Raw genomic sequence first — 15,727 nt, 5'->3', positions numbered from 1 at the left:
AACATAAGGGGGCTACATTATGAAGATCAAGTTAAACTTAATGAAAAAACTGATGGCTTACTTTCTTGCACTGATTTTGATTCCTGTTTCAGTATTAGGCATTTATTCCTATACCAGTGCAGAAAAAGCCCTGAATGCAAAGGCAGAAGCAATACTAAACGCGGTTTTAGACGACGCTGCGGTAAATTTGGCTACCGAGAAAAAAAATATTGAAAACCTGGGGAGTATTTTTAACAGTCTTCCCAATATACAAACCTATGCGGATGAATTAAGCAAGGGTCAAGTCAGCGAAACAACCCTGAGACTCGCACAAAAAACAACCACAGAGTTTCGTAAAGCCATTGAGAACATATCAGAGGATTTTATGATTACGAATAACCAAGGGAAGGTGCTGCTAGATAGTGCAGGCGGCAGCAATGTAGGGATGGATCTTTCCGGCCGGGAATATTTCCGGGAAAGTATGTCAGGAAAGTCGCTATGGAGCGATGTGCTGCAATCCAAAATTTCAGGAAATCCTGTAATCGTACATAGTATTCCTTTAAAGACGGATACAGGAAGTATAGTAGGAATTATAGCCATTGCCATAAAATTTGAGGTGTTCAGCAACTGGGTTTCAATGATGCAGGCAGGCGATACAGGTTATGGATATCTGATTGATAAAAACGGACTGGTACTATATCATCCGGTGAAAGATAAAATTTTAAAAGAAAACCTGCTGGAAACCTCTACTGGAGCGTTAAGGGATCAAATTCTTCACATGACCCAGGGCGGTACGGGTTCCGGCTTTTATACATATAATAATGAACATAAGCTAAATAGGTACATGCCTGTAGGGGATTGGTCCCTAGCGGTAAACATACCTACCCATGAATATATGAAAGATGTTTTCAAAATCAGAAACAGCTCTTTACTTGTAGGTATCCTATCTGCATTGGTTGGCGCGTTGATTGCATTCTTTGCTGCCAGACAAATTACAAATCCGATCAAACAGCTAATGGAATTGATGGGAAAAGCAGAATCAGGAGATTTAACCGTTGTGGCTGAGGTAAAAACAAAGGATGAAATCGGCGACTTGGCAAAGAGCTTTAATCATATGATTCAAGGACAGCGTCATGCTATGATACAGGTGTTGGATGCAGCGAACCAGGTAGGCAGTGCTGCCCAGCAAGCCAGCAGTATTTCACAGGAAATGTCGGCTTCTGCAGAGAGCCAGACCGCTTCTATTGAAGAATTAACCACTGCTATGAATGAAATGAGTTCTTCTATCGGTCAGGTAGCTGCCAACATATCTGAGATGGCAGGCAATGTAAGCAGCGTAAGCAATGCAATGGATGAGTTGGGAAAATCAGCTGAGGATGTAGCAAAAAGCACGGAAGATACCTCGGTAACCATCGTAGATGTAACCAGTTCCATACAGCAAATGAATGCATCGATTGAACTGGCAGCAAATAATGCCCACAAAGCCAGTGGAGAAGCAAAAAATACTGTTCAAGTAGCAGAAGAGGGGAAAAAGGCAGTCGGACATACTATTACAGAAATGGACCAAATTAACAGAGCTATGGGAAATTTAACAGAGGCCATTAAGGGATTAGGAAAAGCAGCAATTCAGATAGGGGATATTGTCGAGGTGATTGATGATATTGCAGAACAGACAAATTTATTGGCATTGAATGCTGCCATTGAAGCTGCAAGAGCGGGAGAACACGGAAAGGGTTTTGCTGTTGTTGCCGGAGCGATTGGAAATCTGGCTGAGAAATCCAGTGATGCTACAAAGGATATTACCAACCTAATCAAGCAGATTCAAGAAGAAGTAAATAACGCTATTGAAACCACAAATTCAGGAGCAAAACAGGTAGAGAATGGTGTGAATTTAGTGAAGGATACAGGTACTGCATTGGATAAAATATTCCTAGCCATTGAAAGTACAACCAAGATGATTAATGATATTGCGGCTTCTACCGATGAGCAAACAAAGGCAAGTAAAGTAATCATGAATGCAGTGGAAAAGGTAAATGAGCTGTCTATGCAGGTATCTGCCGCAGTAGAAGAGCAGTCTTCTTCTATCCAGGATGTGATTTTATCCATGGGAAAAATTAATGAATTAGCCCAAGATGTTGCAGGGGCAGCAGAAGAACAGTCTGCCAGCAGTGAAGAAATTTTGGCAACGACTGAAAATGTCAATGAAGTAGCCAGTGAAGTATCTGCCGGAAGCGAAGAGGTGGCATCTACTGCTCAGAGCCTCGCAAGCCAGGCAACTTCCTTGTTAGAGATTGTGTCAAAATTCAAGATTTCATAGTGAGGTACTTATCTATATATAAATTCTGTTTTGAGATATGAACAGCGCTAGAACGAGGCAGGGAGGACAAAGGAATGGATGAAAACCAATATGTGGTATTCTACCTGGATAATGAAGAATATGCCATTGACATTGTAAAGATTCACGAGATCAATCGACTAAAAGAAATTACCATTACAAGGGTTCCAAGGGTTCCCCACTTTATCGAGGGGATTATTAATCTCCGTGGTGAAGTCGTGCCCATCATCAATTTACGTAAGAAATTTGGAATAGATCCTAAAAACATTAGCAAGGAGTCTAGAATTGTGATTGTAAAGATATTCAATAAGGTTATTGGATTATTAGTAGATAGTGTTTCTCATGTGCTTACTTTTGAAACAGTTGAGATTGCACCACCGCCGGAAGAGATAAAGATCAGCTGTGACTACATTACTGGACTGGGGAAAAAGGGAAAAAGAATGATCTTTTTATTAGATATAGAAAAAATTCTCCATATGGAAGAACAGCAAGAGCTGCAGCAAATGGGAGCATAATAAATCGGAGGCAAAGGAGAATGAAAGATGGATCGACTAGACATGGATGATCTGTATTATGCTATGTTCCTGGAAGAAACCAAGGAACAGATCCAGGCTATCGAACAAGAACTGTTAATTTTAGAACAAGGACAGGGAGATACAGAGACCATTAACAGCATATTTCGAATGGCCCACTCGATTAAAGGCGCTTCCGCTACCATGGGATTTGATGATATGACAACTCTTTCTCATCATCTGGAGAATCTCTTGTCAAGGGTTCGGGCTAAAGAAATACATGTAGATACTCAAGTAATGAACACTTTTTTTAAGAGCATAGATGCATTGCAAGAAATCCACCTGGGGATTCAGGAAAGAAGAGACAGCGGTGTAGATATAGAGAGTATTGTGGCAGAGATTCAAGAAATTATTCAAAATAAAAAACATCAGAAAATACAGTTTTTACAAGAGGAAGAATCTCTTCCGGAAGAAAATGAAGTGGAAGAGGCGGAATTGGAATTGACAGAAGGGGAAGCGTCCTTATGTCAGGATATTGACAAGAGATTACATATCTATAAAGTCCTTATTGAGATGGATAAAACCGCAAAAATGAAATCAGTAAAATCCTTTCTTATTGTCAATAATTTGTTGGGGATTGGGGATATCATCGCAACTTCTCCCGAGAACTATGAGCAGGTAGGGGACGAAAGCTTTGGAGATCTCTTTTCTATCATTATGGCCACAGAACGGGAACATGAGATCATTTATAAGAATATAAACACCATCTCTGAAATCAAGCACATCTATATGAAAAAGGTCCGCGAAGGCAAGGAAGAACAGCTTCGCCTTCCGGATAACGTGCGGGTAATGGGCAGCAGTCAAGGCAATGCCAGAAGAGAAGACCGGGCGACTGTTCGTGTAGATGTGAATAAGATTGATAAGCTGTTGAATCTGGTAGGAGAATTCATCATTGACAAGGAAAATCTAAACCAGATTGGTGCAGCTTTAAAAAGAAAGTATAAAAATGATCCGTTAATCCAAAAGTTGAATAATATACTGCCCCATATTAATTCTATAGGTTCTGAGATGCAAGAAACGGTTATGTCTACGAGAATGCTGCCGCTGGAACATATCTTCAACCGCTTTCCCAGGATGGTTAGAGACCTGGCTCAGCGCTGCAATAAAGAGATTCAATTCGAAATCGAGGGTAAAGAAACCGAGATTGACCGGGGAATTATTGAAGAATTGATTGATCCATTAACCCATATTCTAAGGAATGCTGTAGATCATGGATTTGAAGAAACAGAAGAACGATTGAAAAAAAACAAGAATCCTACAGGAACTTTAAGACTCAGTGCCAGACATGAAGAGAGCAGTGTGGTCATTGAAATAAAGGATGATGGTAAAGGCATCGATGCCCAAAGAATTCGTGAAAAGGTATTAGAAAAAGCCTTGGCAACTTCAGAGCATCTGAAACTTCTTTCTGATACAGAAGTGATTCATTATATATTCGAGCCAGGGTTTTCTACTGCTAAAGAAATCAGTGATATATCAGGAAGAGGAGTAGGGTTGGATGTAGTAAAGTCCAATATTGGAAAACTAAATGGTATGGTAGATGTTAAAACAGTATTAGGGGAAGGTACAAGATTTGTAATTAAATTGCCACTCACCCTTGCAATTATTCAAGCGCTTCTTATTCGTGAAGATGAATATGTTTTTGCTTTGCCGATTTCTTCAATTATAGAAACCATTCGATTGAAAGGCAATCAAGTCCGGGAAGAAATTCATGAGGTAGGCGGATTAGAAATCTTTGACTGGCGTGAACAAGCCATTCCTGTCATTCGCATCGGAAAATATTTTGATATTCAGGAAACAAAACGATCGGATAAGCTGTTTATTGTTATTGTGGGTCATTCGGAAAGGAAATTTGCTTTGGTTGTGAATAAATTGGTTGGAGAACAAGAAGTTGTCATAAAATCCATTGGAGATTTTATCGGCAAAAACAAGTTATTTGGAAATGTTCAAGGAATTTCTGGCGTTAGCATACTCGGAGATGGAAGTTTTGCACAGATTATTGATGTTGCGGCCATCAGCAGAAGAATGGGGGGGTAAACGTGACTACTTTAAATGAAAACTGTGGAGACCTTGAGGTAAAAAAAGAAAATAAGGCGCTGACACAGCTTAATTTAAATGCGGATATCCAGGGACTAAAAATACTGAAGTATTATTGTCATGAGGTTGCTGAGATTTATTTAAAGGACTCCGATAGAATTTTTGAATACATTCTTTGCTTGGATGAACTGTTTGTCAATTGCATATTACATGCCTATCAGGGAAAAGGCGGGTTAGTCAATATACAATTTAAGCTGGAGGACAATTATATAGTAGCTTATGTTCGAGATTTCGGGATAGGCATTTGCGAAAAATATATAGAGGATGTGCCGAAACTTTCAGAGGATTTGTTTTGTGAAGATGGAAGAGGATTGTTTTTAGTCAGCAGCCTATCCTCAAAATTGAAAATCGAAAGAGGGCAAGATCAAGGCACCCTTATTAAAGTGTATTTTGAAAGGATGTGCTGAAAAGATGATAATAGAGACCTATATACAGGAACATATAAAGATTGTAAAAATATCTGGAGAGGTTAACTTTGAAAACTATCGGGAATTTGGCGAAGGATTGATGAGAAGTATCAAAGGAAGCCATAATATTTTATTGGATTTAGAGGGACTCACCTACCTCAACAGTATGGGGCTTAGTTGTATTGTTAAAGCTTATGCTTTTGTAAAAAAAGATAAACGTGATTTTAAATTATGTGCATTAAAAGAACCTATTAAAAAGCTGTTTACCATTACAAAGCTAGATAAAATGATTGCACTTTATGAAACGCTGGAGGATGCCCGTTCAGCCTATAAGAAATAAAGAATGAGAAGTGATAATCGATGATGCAACATAGATATGTAGATGAAGAAAACCTTCATATGAAGGAAAAACTGGAAAAGCTAAAAATACAAAATCGCCAGCTGCTGTTTTTTGGAGATTTTTGTACTACCCTGTTATCTGAGACGGATTTGGAAAAAATTTCTCTGCGTCTTATGGAGCAGATGCAGCGGTCTATAGGCGGAAGGATTCGATTTGTTAGAAAAGAGGCATCGCCAGACCAATATGCATCCTATATACTGGAGAAGGGAGAAGTACAGAAAAAAGTTCTAAAGCGCAGTGAATTAGGATCTAACTGTTTCTTTATTTATTGCAGGAAGATATATATTGGAAATGTGGAGGAGCCCTTTATTGCACTACCTATCAAATATGAAGGGGAAAATTTGGGCGTTGTCATGTTGGAAAATCTAGATGAAACCAGCTTTAAAGAAGTAAATATCAAATATTTAGAGCTAATTGCGCTGCCTATTGGAGTAGCGGTTAAAAACTGTCTATTACTGCAGCAGTCTATGTTGGAGAAACACATTATTGCACTTCAGCACCATAAAATTCAGGAAGATCTAAAATTCGCACAAAAAATCCAATCTTATCTGATGCCAAGAGGCTTTCGTCAATATGGAAGCTACTCCCTTTATGGGAACCATATGCAGGCAAGGTATTTAGGCGGCGATTTTTATGATATTTTTCAAATTGACCAGGAAAGGGCTGTTTTCTATATTGCAGACGTATCTGGACACGGAGTGGCTGCTGCTATGATGACTGTTTTTCTAAAACAAGCAGTAAGGGGAATCACACATTCCTTCGGTGAAATGAATGCCCTGAAACCCTCTGCGATTCTAAAAAAGCTGCAGATTAGATTTCGGGATCTTCAAATGGATGAATCTGTTTATATTGGCATTCTGATAGGAATCTTAAACTTCAAAGGACATACGATTACCCTTGCGAATGCAGGGCATAATGTAGAACCTATACATATTCAACCGGGCAGACAGTCAGTTATGTCCTATGAAGTGAAAGGCCCCCCTATTAACAGCTGGGAAATCGACTGTTCTTTATTATCCTATGAAGAAAATACTATTTCCCTGGGAAAAGATGAACAACTGATTTTACTAACGGATGGTGCTACAGAGATGCATATCAGCGGCCATGTAAACAAAGAAATGGAAAAGATCGATATAATAAAGGAGATCCTTCGAAAAAAAACACAGCAGGAATGGAAAAAGGAGTTTCCAAATTTAATACAAGATATATTTCAGCGTTTAGAAAAAATACAATTAGAGGATGACATTGCTTTGTTGGCTATTAAAAGAGATGATTAGAAAGGAGCAAAAAGATGAGTGTACTGATTGTTGATGATGCGGCATTTATGCGAATGACCATTAGAAGGATTCTGGAAGAGAAGGATATAAAAATTGCAGGGGAGGCAGCGAATGGCTTAGAAGCCATAAAGAAATATCAAGAGTTAAAACCCAAGGTGGTGACGATGGATATTACGATGCCGGAGATGGATGGGGTTGAAGCGATTCGCCAAATTAGAAAAATTGATCCCAATGCCAAGATCATTGCTTGTTCTGCTATGGGACAGGAGGTTATGGTGATTGAGGCCATTAAAGCGGGGGCAAAAAGTTTTGTAGTGAAACCTTTTAAGAGTGAGAAACTTGTAGAAGAATTGCAAAGAGCACTAAATACATAAGAAAAGACCCTGTAAAATCGATTATCAACTTAGCAAAAAATGGAACGAAAAATTACAAAAATTCTGAAAAAATGCCTGTATTTTTATAAATATTTATGTTATAATAATATACAAGAAGATGAAAATCTTCTTGCAGATTCTAATTCACCCAAATGTAGATTTTTGTTCCAGAGGTTAGAAAAATTAACGAGTAAAAGTAAGCCTGTATTGAATTGGACTTAAAGAAAGCTTGAAAGAAATTGAAGAGTAGTAATTGACAAGTAAATTTAAAAGGATCATTCTATTGCGTTGAGGTTTTTCGGATCGTTAAGTAGTGAAGTACCGAAACATTAGGTTTTCCTGAGAAAGGAATGTGTTTGTAATTCAGGTTGAAAATGAAAAGTTTTATCGTGAATTAGAATCTGACAGATGATCGGTTCCCATATGAAATGGAAGCATATGGCGAACCGATCATCATTTTTTGTATGCAGGCCATATAGCGAAGAAATTTATCAGAAATGTACTATTGATTTTTTACTAGGAATAAGTTACATATAAAGTAGAGAAGTAGGACATGATTCCTAAATTTTAATGAATCTGCTATTGAAAATAGAAAAATACAGTATTGTTTTGAGACACATGTCCTTTATGAAAACGCTCTCAGCAGCTATAATTTGAATAAGGGGAGAAAATTTGTGGAAATAGAGAGAATTATTGAAGCCAACCAAGTTGTTTCAAACATATTAAGGGATTGCCCCTATGAGATTCTAAAAAAGTGGGAAGTAAAGAAATTTGACAGAGGTCAGATTGTTTGCCGGCAGGACGAGTACCATGACTATTTTTATATTATTACCCAAGGCATTGCCAACATCTATCGGGCTGCAGAAAGCGGCAAAAAATATTCTCAATCCGTTTACAAAACGGGAGACTATTTTGGAGAACTGGAGATATTTGACAAAAAACCGTATATCTGCACGGTAGAAGCATTGACTGATTTAAAGGTGCTTCGTATTCACCGCGATGTTTTTTTACAGTGGATCGATAAGGACAGAAACTTTCTATTGTACATAACAAGAACCTTGTGTGATAGTTTCTATAAACTTTCAAAAAAAGCCGGGGAAGATACGCTTTATCCGTTAAAATATAAGGTTTGCAATTATATGCGATATTGCCTGAAGAATGGAGTTAGGCGGGAAAACGGCGTCGAAATTCAATTACAAAAGGAGCAGCTCAGCGAACAGTTTGTGGTCACCCAAAGAAGCATCAATAGGATTTTAAAGCTGCTGAAAGAGGCAGATATCATTGAGGTAACGCAGGGAACCATCATTGTGAAGGATGAAGAAAGGCTAAGGGATGTTGAACAAGAAAGCATGAATGAATAGAAAAATAAAAGGAGGAGATAAAAATGAAAAAAATATTAAGCACGCTGCTCGTATTACTATTGCTTGTTGCATTTGGATTAGCCGGATGTACAAAGCCGATACCCCAAGATGTGCAGCCAAGCGGCGGTGAAACAGAGGCATCTGAGGCACCCATAAAGGCTGCACTTGTAGTAGCAGGAGGATTGGGAGACCGGTCTTTTTATGACTCAGCCAATGAAGGAATTGAGAGAGCTAAAAAAGAACTGGGGGTTGAAGCAAAGGTGTTGGAATGCAGAAATGATCCATCCTTATTCAATGACCAGTTAATCCAGGCTTCTCAGTATGGTTCTGTAGTGGTAGTCGTTGGATTTGAATTTTATGATGCTATTCAGGAAGTTGCACCGGAGTTCCCGGATGTAAACTATATTTATGTAGATAATGTGGTTGAAGAAATTTCAAACATTACCTGTATAGATTATATGGAAAATGAAGGTTCATTCCTTGCAGGAGCAATGGCTGCCCTGTTAACGCAGGACACAACCATAGAGGGCATCAATAAGGAGAAAGTGATTGGTATGGTTGGCGGGATGGACATCTCTGTCATCAGGAACTTTAAAGTGGGCTATGAAGAAGGGGCAAAATATATTGATCCTGAGATAAGAGTCGAAACGATATTTGCTGGGGATTTTGAAGATCCGGCAAAAGGAAAAGAGAGTGCGTTGGCACTCTATGCAAAGGGAGCCGATATTGTATTTCAGGTGGCAGGAAAAACCGGTGAAGGTGTATTTGAGGCGGCTAAGGATTCTAAGCAATTTGCCATTGGTGTAGATTCAGATCAAAGATACATTAATCCGGATGTGATTGTAGCCAGTATGACGAAGGGTGTAGGTCTATCTATTTTTGAGTCCATCCAAAAAATACAAGAGGGAACCTTTGCCCCTGGTAGTGTCTATCGTTATGGCATAAAAGAAAATGGTGTTGGGATCGCTTATGGCACGCCAGATATGAAACAGTTTGTGTCCGAAGAGGTAAAAACAAAAATTGAGGGACTAAAGGAGAAAATTGTAAGTGGGGAGATTAAAGTAACAGAAATACAATAAGGATTTACATAGGGGATGTATTGGGGTTTTGAGGGGAAGTGGCGGATTGCTGCTTCTCCTTTTTATGGACATGAATCTAAGGCAGAGAGGTGAAGATGTGTATCGAAACATTATTGAGTTAAAGGAAATTACAAAGGTATTCCCTGGAGTCCTTGCCAATGACAATATCAATCTTTCCATACGTGAAGGGGAGATTCATGCGATTGTGGGAGAAAATGGAGCCGGGAAGTCAACCTTAATGAAAATACTATATGGATTATACCAACCCAATAGCGGTGAAATCTATATTCGGGAGAAAAGGATGAATATTCGTAGTCCTATTGCGGCTATAAGAAATGGTATTGGCATGGTACACCAGCATTTTATGTTAATACCCTCTTTTACAGTGGCTGAAAATATTGTATTAGGGACGGAACCGAGAAAGAAAAAGTTCTTTATGGATTTCGAAAAGGCGGTTGAAATCACAAAAAAATTGGTAAGTATCTACGGACTGGAGGTTACACCGGAGCTAAAGGTGGAGGAAGTGTCTGTAGGAATACAGCAGCGTATAGAAATTCTTAAAATCCTCCATAAGGGTGCAGATATTTTGATACTGGATGAGCCCACGGCTGTATTAACCCCTCAGGAAACAGAGGAACTCTTTGTCGTCATTCGGAAGCTTGTAAAGGAAATGAATAAAACAGTCATTATCATTACCCATAAACTGCAGGAGGTTATGGCATTATCTGACCGGGTCAGTGTGATGCGCCAGGGGAGATTGATTGGTACTATGGATACAAAAGATGCTACAGAGCAAAAACTGGCAGAAATGATGGTCGGCAGGGAGATCCTGTTTGAAGCATTGTATAAAGAAGGGCAGCAGGGAAAAACGCTGTTTACCGTAAATCATCTGAATGTAAAAAATAATAGGGGTCTATGGGCTTTAAGGGATATAAGCTTTTCCATAAGAAATGGAGAAATTCTCGGTATTGCAGGAGTAGAGGGTAATGGGCAGTCAGAATTGGTAGAGGCTTTGACGGGACTGCGAGAAATCGAAAGCGGAGAAGTATATGTTGATGGCAATCTTGTATCTGGAAAATCCCCAAAGGAAATTCGAGGTCTTGGTGTGGTTCATGTTCCTGAGGATCGTTTGGCAACGGGATTGAGCAAGAAGGCTACAATAACAGAAAATCTGCTGATGGGTAGTCAGCGTCAAGAGCCCTTTACAAAAGGAGGCATTCATCTCAGGAGTAAACTCATTCGGAAGAAGGCCTCGGAATTAGTTGAAAAATTTGATGTTCGAACACCTTCCGTAGAGGTAGCTGTTGAGACCTTGTCTGGGGGAAATATGCAAAAAATTGTGATTGCCAGAGAGTTCACCCATGATGCAAAAATTCTAATTATATCACAGCCTACAAGGGGAGTAGACATTGGAGCTATTGAATTTATCCATAGACAAATTATTCAAAAAAGAAATGAAGGTTACGCGATTCTACTGGTGTCAGCAGAATTGGATGAGATTTTTAGATTATCGGACAGGATTCTTACCCTCTTTGCGGGAGAAATAACGGGAGAATTTGATAATAAAGATATTACGAAAAAGGAAATTGGCTTTTATATGACGGGAATCAGAAAGCCTGCTGAGGAAGAGGTGAGTAAATGCGTAGAAAGCTAAATACAGAATATTTATTTTCACTGGTCCTCTCCGTGACAGCTGCATTGCTCATTGGCGCTATGATTATGTTTGCTAACGGAAAAAGTCCTATATTAGGCTATAGTGCGTTGATTAACGGTGCACTGGGATCGAAATATAATCTTGCCACTACTCTGGCTAAGACAGTACCTCTTATCTTAACAGGATTGGCTACAGCAGTTTCTTTTCGCAGCGGCATTTATAATATTGGCGGAGAAGGCCAGCTCTACTTAGGAGCATTTGCCGGTGCCTATGTTGGATTTACTTTTGTCCAATTACCTGGATTTTGGGGAATTATACTTGCGGTAGCTGCAGCTGCGTTGGTGGGCGGATTTTACGCTTATATTCCAGCAATACTGAAAGTGCGGTATAAAATCGACGAGGTTATCACTACCATTATGATGAACAGCATTGCCATCCTATTTACCGATTATCTGGTGAATTACCCATTTGCAGCTGCTAGAGGGAAGATGGGCGGAACCGATATGATTGGAGAAGCCTATAAGCTTACAAGATTGGTGAAGCTGTCCAAGTTAAACACAAGTATTTTTATGACGGTACTCATAGCTATCAGCATCTATTACTTCCTGCAAAAAACTTCGATCGGATATGAATTGAAGATGGTAGGACAAAATGCAGCTTTTGCTAATTATGGAGGAATTTCTTCAAAAAAGAGAATGATTCTGGCAATGGTGCTATCCGGTGCTTTATGTGGGATTGCGGGAAGCTTTGAGGTTCTGGGAAGCCACTATCGCTTTTTGCAAAATATTTCTCCAGGGTATGCTTTTGATGGCATGTTGGTTTCGCTAATCGTGAAAAACAATCCTGTAGGAGTTGTTTTTATGGCCATATTCTTTGGTATTTTAAAAACAGGCTCCATTGCCATGGAGCACACCACATCCATTCCATCGGAGCTAGTATTGGTGATCCAATCGATTATTATCCTATTTATAGCAGGAGAAAACGGGTTTAAAGCAATTCTTAGAAAATTATTGGCAAAGGATCAATATGAAATTTCCAGTTTGGCATCGAAATTAGAGAAAGAGGCAGGTGAAAAGTAAAATGCTGCATGAGGTTTTTAATCTAACACTGCTTCAAAATACGATTAGAACTGCAACACCACTGATTCTGGCTGGATTGGGAGGACTCCTGACCATGCATGCGGGCATTTTGAATATTGGTATGGAGGGAATGATCCTCACTGGCGCATTCTTTGGTGTATTGGGCAGCTATTTTTTTAGCAGTTCCCTGATGGGTGTATTATTAGCAGTTGCCTCAGGAATTTTAATTGGACTCATCTTTGGTTTTTTTGTGATTGAGCTGAAGGCTGATGAGTTCATTATTGGGATTGCAATCAATATTTTTGCAGGAGGCTTGACCATATTCTTACTGCGGAGTATTTTTGGTGTGAAGGGGGCATTTTCTTCTCCAAGAATCAGGCCACTGCCGGATATACATTTTCCACTGATTGATAAAATAACTGCTTTGGATTTAACACTAAACAATCATTCTATATTTGTTTATATCAGTTGGATTTTGGTAGTGCTCATCTACATTACGATCTATCGAACACCCTATGGCATGTGGGTCAGGGCTTCAGGAGAATATCCGGAAGCACTTGCTACCGTAGGGGTCAATCCGAAGAAAATGAAATATATCAGTTCGATTGTCTGTGGGATTTTATGCGGATTTTCCGGTGCGCATCTTTCTTTAGGCTATCTAACCCTGTTTTCAGAGAACATGAGTGCAGGAAAAGGCTTTATTGCTTTGGCAGCCATTATTTTTGGCAGTTCGAATCCTATAAAGACCTTTGGCGCGGCTTTGTTATTTGGATTTTTCGATGCATTAGGAATACGCCTTCAGGGCGTAGGGATGCCCTCTCAATTTACCCAAATGATTCCCTATACGGTTACAGTAGCAGCATTGTTTATTGTTGCACAGAAATCATTAAGAAAGATGAAAAAAGAACAGCATTTTGAGAGAAATATGTAAAGGGGTGATGGAATGGACTATGATGTTTTAATCCTAGGGGGAGGCCCGGCAGGATATTATTGTGCGCTAGAATGTGCAAAAGGAGGGCTTAAGACTGCACTTGTAGAAAAACAGGAATTGGGAGGTACCGGTTTACGCTGGGGATGCTTACCCGTGAAGCGTATGCTGGATGCATTGAGGGAAAGGCAGAAGGCAGAAAAAATACTTTTCAGCAGGTCATCAGCAGATGTTCAGGAGATTTATAAAGGCTTTTTAGAAGAAATGCAAGGGATTGAAATACAGCTGGCAGAAAGACTAAGCGCTCGGGGAGTTGAGATTTTTTTCGGGGAAGGAAGCTTTTTGACCCCGCACACTTATCTTGTTGGAGAGCGGTGTATTGAAGCTGCACATATTGTGATTGCTACAGGCACTTCTCCTAAAGGGTTTCAGCAGGTAGAAGAGGATGGAGAATATGTGATCACACATAAAGACGCAGTTTCTCTAGAGCAGTTGCCCAAAACCATGACGATTATTGGTGCGAATGTAGAAGGTTGTGAATTTGCAGCACTTTTTGCAGCTCTTGGCGTGGATGTATTTCTATTGGAAAAGGAAAATCAAATTCTCAAAGGAATGGATCGGGATTTGGTGCAGCCCTTATTAGATCAGTTTGAAATGCAGGGTGTAAAAATTAAAGTGGATACGGCTGTAGAAGCGGTTGACAAAACTGGAAGCAGGCCCATTGTTTTGCTAAGTGACGGCAGTATGATAGAAGCTGAAAAAGTTTTGGTTACCATGGGGAGAAAACCTAATTTTCCATTGGGACTAGATCAGGCTGGCGTTTTTCATGAATCACAGAGAATCCCTGTAGATTCCTGTTGTCGAACCAGTAATTCACATATTTATGCAGTGGGAGATATCAATGGCATTGGCGGAATGGCCCATATGGCTATTCAGCAGGGTATTTTGGCAGCAGACAACATCTTGGGTAAGCGGAGAGAATTAAGCAGCGGTATAGCTGTTCCCAGTGCTATATTTACCATTCCGGAAATCGCCGGTTTAGGCTGTCAAGAGCAGGAATTGCTGGCAAGCCGTCAGCGATACAAGGTAGGGAAATATCCTTTCTCCCATACATGGAGAGGTTTTACAAAGGGCATTCAGTCAGGTTTTGTCAAAGTATTGTTTGATCAGAAAAATAAGTTGTTAGGCCTATGGATGGCAGGGGACGATGTATCGGAGTATATAGGTCTTCTACACAGCGTTTTTAGAAAAGGAATAAGCTTAAAGGATTTAGAGGATAGTCTTGCCATTCACCCTAGCCTATTGGAAGCGGTATGGGAAGCGGCACGGAATTTAGAGGAACGGGAGGGCGTACAGGATGAAACAACCTCATATATTATGCTCTAATGAGGATATTACGGAATATGTCCTGTTGCCTGGAGATCCTCAACGGACTTTACGAACCGCCGCCTATTTGGACGAATGGCAGGAAATCGCATATAATAGAGAATTTAGAAGCATAAAGGGACTTTATAAAGGGGCTCCTGTTACCATCGTCTCTACGGGTATCGGGGGTGCCTCTGCTGTGATTGCCCTAGAAGAATTGATTACCTGTGGCGGAAAATATTTTATAAGAATTGGGAGCGGTGGAGCTGTACAGCCTGGCATCCATATTGGAGATTTAATTATTCCCACCGCAGCAGTCCGAGAAGACGGTGCCTCTCGAATGTATGTAGGAGAAAACTATCCCGCAGTAGCAGATTTTGCATTGACCCATGCAATTCTTGAGACTTGTAATGTCTTGAAGTTTCCGCACTTTACAGGAATTGTCCGAAGTCATGACGGATTCTATATGGATGAGGAAGATGAAAAAATGTCCTATTGGAATAAGAAGGGGGTTTTGGCTTCAGATATGGAGACCGCTGCTCTTTTTACTGTAAGCCAATTGAGGGGTGTTAAGACTGCATCGATCCTGAACAATGTAGTGCTTTATCAAGGAAATATTCGGGAAGGCATTCAAGCGTATGTAGAAGAAGGGAAGGGAGCAGAAGCAGGAGAAAAAAGGGAGATCCTGTTAGCGTTGGAAACAATTAGAAGATTATATCGGGATCAGCAGGAATAGCTGAGCGTATATAATCTGAAAGGAAAAAATAATAAACAAATTTTAATTGAGTGGTTTACATTTTATAGCAGAATGTTATAATTTATT

Annotated in this window: 14 protein-coding genes; all 14 read left to right on the top strand. The window is 39.8% G+C overall.

The genetic code is table 11. From position 1 onward, the window contains the following. Positions 1-19: 19 nt before the first annotated feature. The 14 genes from Gferi_RS09350 to Gferi_RS09285 all read left to right on the top strand — a co-directional run bounded on the left by Gferi_RS09350 (position 20) and on the right by Gferi_RS09285 (position 15,640). A complete protein-coding gene (locus Gferi_RS09350; RefSeq protein ID WP_069975823.1) occupies positions 20-2,296 on the top strand; it encodes a methyl-accepting chemotaxis protein in 2,277 nt (758 codons plus the stop codon). 74 nt (positions 2,297-2,370) lie between these two features. Continuing rightward, a complete protein-coding gene (locus tag Gferi_RS09345) occupies positions 2,371-2,829 on the top strand; it encodes a chemotaxis protein CheW (protein WP_069975821.1) in 459 nt (152 codons plus the stop codon). A 27-nt stretch (positions 2,830-2,856) separates the two neighbouring features. Further along, the gene (locus Gferi_RS09340) at positions 2,857-4,920 is read left to right on the top strand and encodes a chemotaxis protein CheA (protein ID WP_083273468.1); all 2,064 of its coding nucleotides are present in this window, start codon (positions 2,857-2,859) and stop codon (positions 4,918-4,920) included. Between the two features lie 2 nt (positions 4,921-4,922). Next, positions 4,923-5,387, top strand: coding sequence for an ATP-binding protein (locus tag Gferi_RS09335; RefSeq protein ID WP_069975816.1), 465 nt, complete (start codon positions 4,923-4,925; stop codon positions 5,385-5,387). A 4-nt stretch (positions 5,388-5,391) separates the two neighbouring features. Further along, positions 5,392-5,727, top strand: a complete 336-nt coding sequence (locus Gferi_RS09330; RefSeq protein WP_069975814.1) for an STAS domain-containing protein — start codon at positions 5,392-5,394, stop codon at positions 5,725-5,727. Between the two features lie 20 nt (positions 5,728-5,747). Beyond that, complete coding sequence (locus Gferi_RS09325; protein WP_069975812.1) at positions 5,748-7,064, top strand: GAF domain-containing SpoIIE family protein phosphatase; 1,317 nt, start codon at positions 5,748-5,750, stop codon at positions 7,062-7,064. Between the two features lie 14 nt (positions 7,065-7,078). Beyond that, positions 7,079-7,438: a response regulator gene (locus Gferi_RS09320; RefSeq protein WP_069975810.1), complete on the top strand. Its 360-nt coding sequence runs from the start codon at positions 7,079-7,081 to the stop codon at positions 7,436-7,438. A 674-nt stretch (positions 7,439-8,112) separates the two neighbouring features. After that, on the top strand, positions 8,113-8,799 hold the full coding sequence (locus Gferi_RS09315; protein WP_069975808.1) for a Crp/Fnr family transcriptional regulator: 687 nt from the start codon (positions 8,113-8,115) through the stop codon (positions 8,797-8,799). A gap of 23 nt (positions 8,800-8,822) precedes the next feature. Next, positions 8,823-9,878, top strand: coding sequence for a BMP family lipoprotein (locus Gferi_RS09310; RefSeq protein ID WP_069975806.1), 1,056 nt, complete (start codon positions 8,823-8,825; stop codon positions 9,876-9,878). Between the two features lie 97 nt (positions 9,879-9,975). Next, positions 9,976-11,532, top strand: a complete 1,557-nt coding sequence (locus tag Gferi_RS09305) for an ABC transporter ATP-binding protein (protein WP_236932719.1) — start codon at positions 9,976-9,978, stop codon at positions 11,530-11,532. After that, a complete protein-coding gene (locus Gferi_RS09300) occupies positions 11,517-12,611 on the top strand; it encodes an ABC transporter permease (RefSeq protein ID WP_069975804.1) in 1,095 nt (364 codons plus the stop codon). The genes Gferi_RS09305 and Gferi_RS09300 overlap by 16 nt, the downstream gene beginning before the upstream one ends. A gap of 1 nt (position 12,612) precedes the next feature. Continuing rightward, the gene (locus tag Gferi_RS09295) at positions 12,613-13,542 is read left to right on the top strand and encodes an ABC transporter permease (RefSeq protein WP_069975802.1); all 930 of its coding nucleotides are present in this window, start codon (positions 12,613-12,615) and stop codon (positions 13,540-13,542) included. Positions 13,543-13,554: 12 nt separating this feature from the next. Continuing rightward, on the top strand, positions 13,555-14,925 hold the full coding sequence (locus Gferi_RS09290; RefSeq protein WP_069975800.1) for a dihydrolipoyl dehydrogenase family protein: 1,371 nt from the start codon (positions 13,555-13,557) through the stop codon (positions 14,923-14,925). Then, positions 14,897-15,640, top strand: a complete 744-nt coding sequence (locus Gferi_RS09285) for a nucleoside phosphorylase (RefSeq protein WP_069975799.1) — start codon at positions 14,897-14,899, stop codon at positions 15,638-15,640. The genes Gferi_RS09290 and Gferi_RS09285 overlap by 29 nt, the downstream gene beginning before the upstream one ends. Positions 15,641-15,727 lie beyond the last annotated feature (87 nt).

It is taken from the genome of Geosporobacter ferrireducens, from assembly GCF_001750685.1.
Lineage (GTDB): Bacteria > Bacillota > Clostridia > Peptostreptococcales > Thermotaleaceae > Geosporobacter > Geosporobacter ferrireducens.
Note: the sequence above shows the minus strand (reverse complement) of the source record. Positions and strands in the feature narration are given on the sequence as shown.

Excerpts from the sequence above, each read along its gene's own strand:
- Gferi_RS09350 (WP_069975823.1), top strand. The coding sequence starts at position 20 with ATGAAGATCAAGTTAAACTTAATGAAAAAACTGATGGCTTACTTTCTT.
- Gferi_RS09345 (WP_069975821.1), top strand. The coding sequence starts at position 2,371 with ATGGATGAAAACCAATATGTGGTATTCTACCTGGATAATGAAGAATAT.
- Gferi_RS09340 (WP_083273468.1), top strand. The coding sequence starts at position 2,857 with ATGGATCGACTAGACATGGATGATCTGTATTATGCTATGTTCCTGGAA.
- Gferi_RS09330 (WP_069975814.1), top strand. The coding sequence starts at position 5,392 with ATGATAATAGAGACCTATATACAGGAACATATAAAGATTGTAAAAATA.
- Gferi_RS09325 (WP_069975812.1), top strand. The coding sequence starts at position 5,748 with ATGATGCAACATAGATATGTAGATGAAGAAAACCTTCATATGAAGGAA.
- Gferi_RS09320 (WP_069975810.1), top strand. The coding sequence starts at position 7,079 with ATGAGTGTACTGATTGTTGATGATGCGGCATTTATGCGAATGACCATT.
- Gferi_RS09310 (WP_069975806.1), top strand. The coding sequence starts at position 8,823 with ATGAAAAAAATATTAAGCACGCTGCTCGTATTACTATTGCTTGTTGCA.
- Gferi_RS09300 (WP_069975804.1), top strand. The coding sequence starts at position 11,517 with ATGCGTAGAAAGCTAAATACAGAATATTTATTTTCACTGGTCCTCTCC.
- Gferi_RS09295 (WP_069975802.1), top strand. The coding sequence starts at position 12,613 with ATGCTGCATGAGGTTTTTAATCTAACACTGCTTCAAAATACGATTAGA.
- Gferi_RS09290 (WP_069975800.1), top strand. The coding sequence starts at position 13,555 with ATGGACTATGATGTTTTAATCCTAGGGGGAGGCCCGGCAGGATATTAT.
- Gferi_RS09285 (WP_069975799.1), top strand. The coding sequence starts at position 14,897 with ATGAAACAACCTCATATATTATGCTCTAATGAGGATATTACGGAATAT.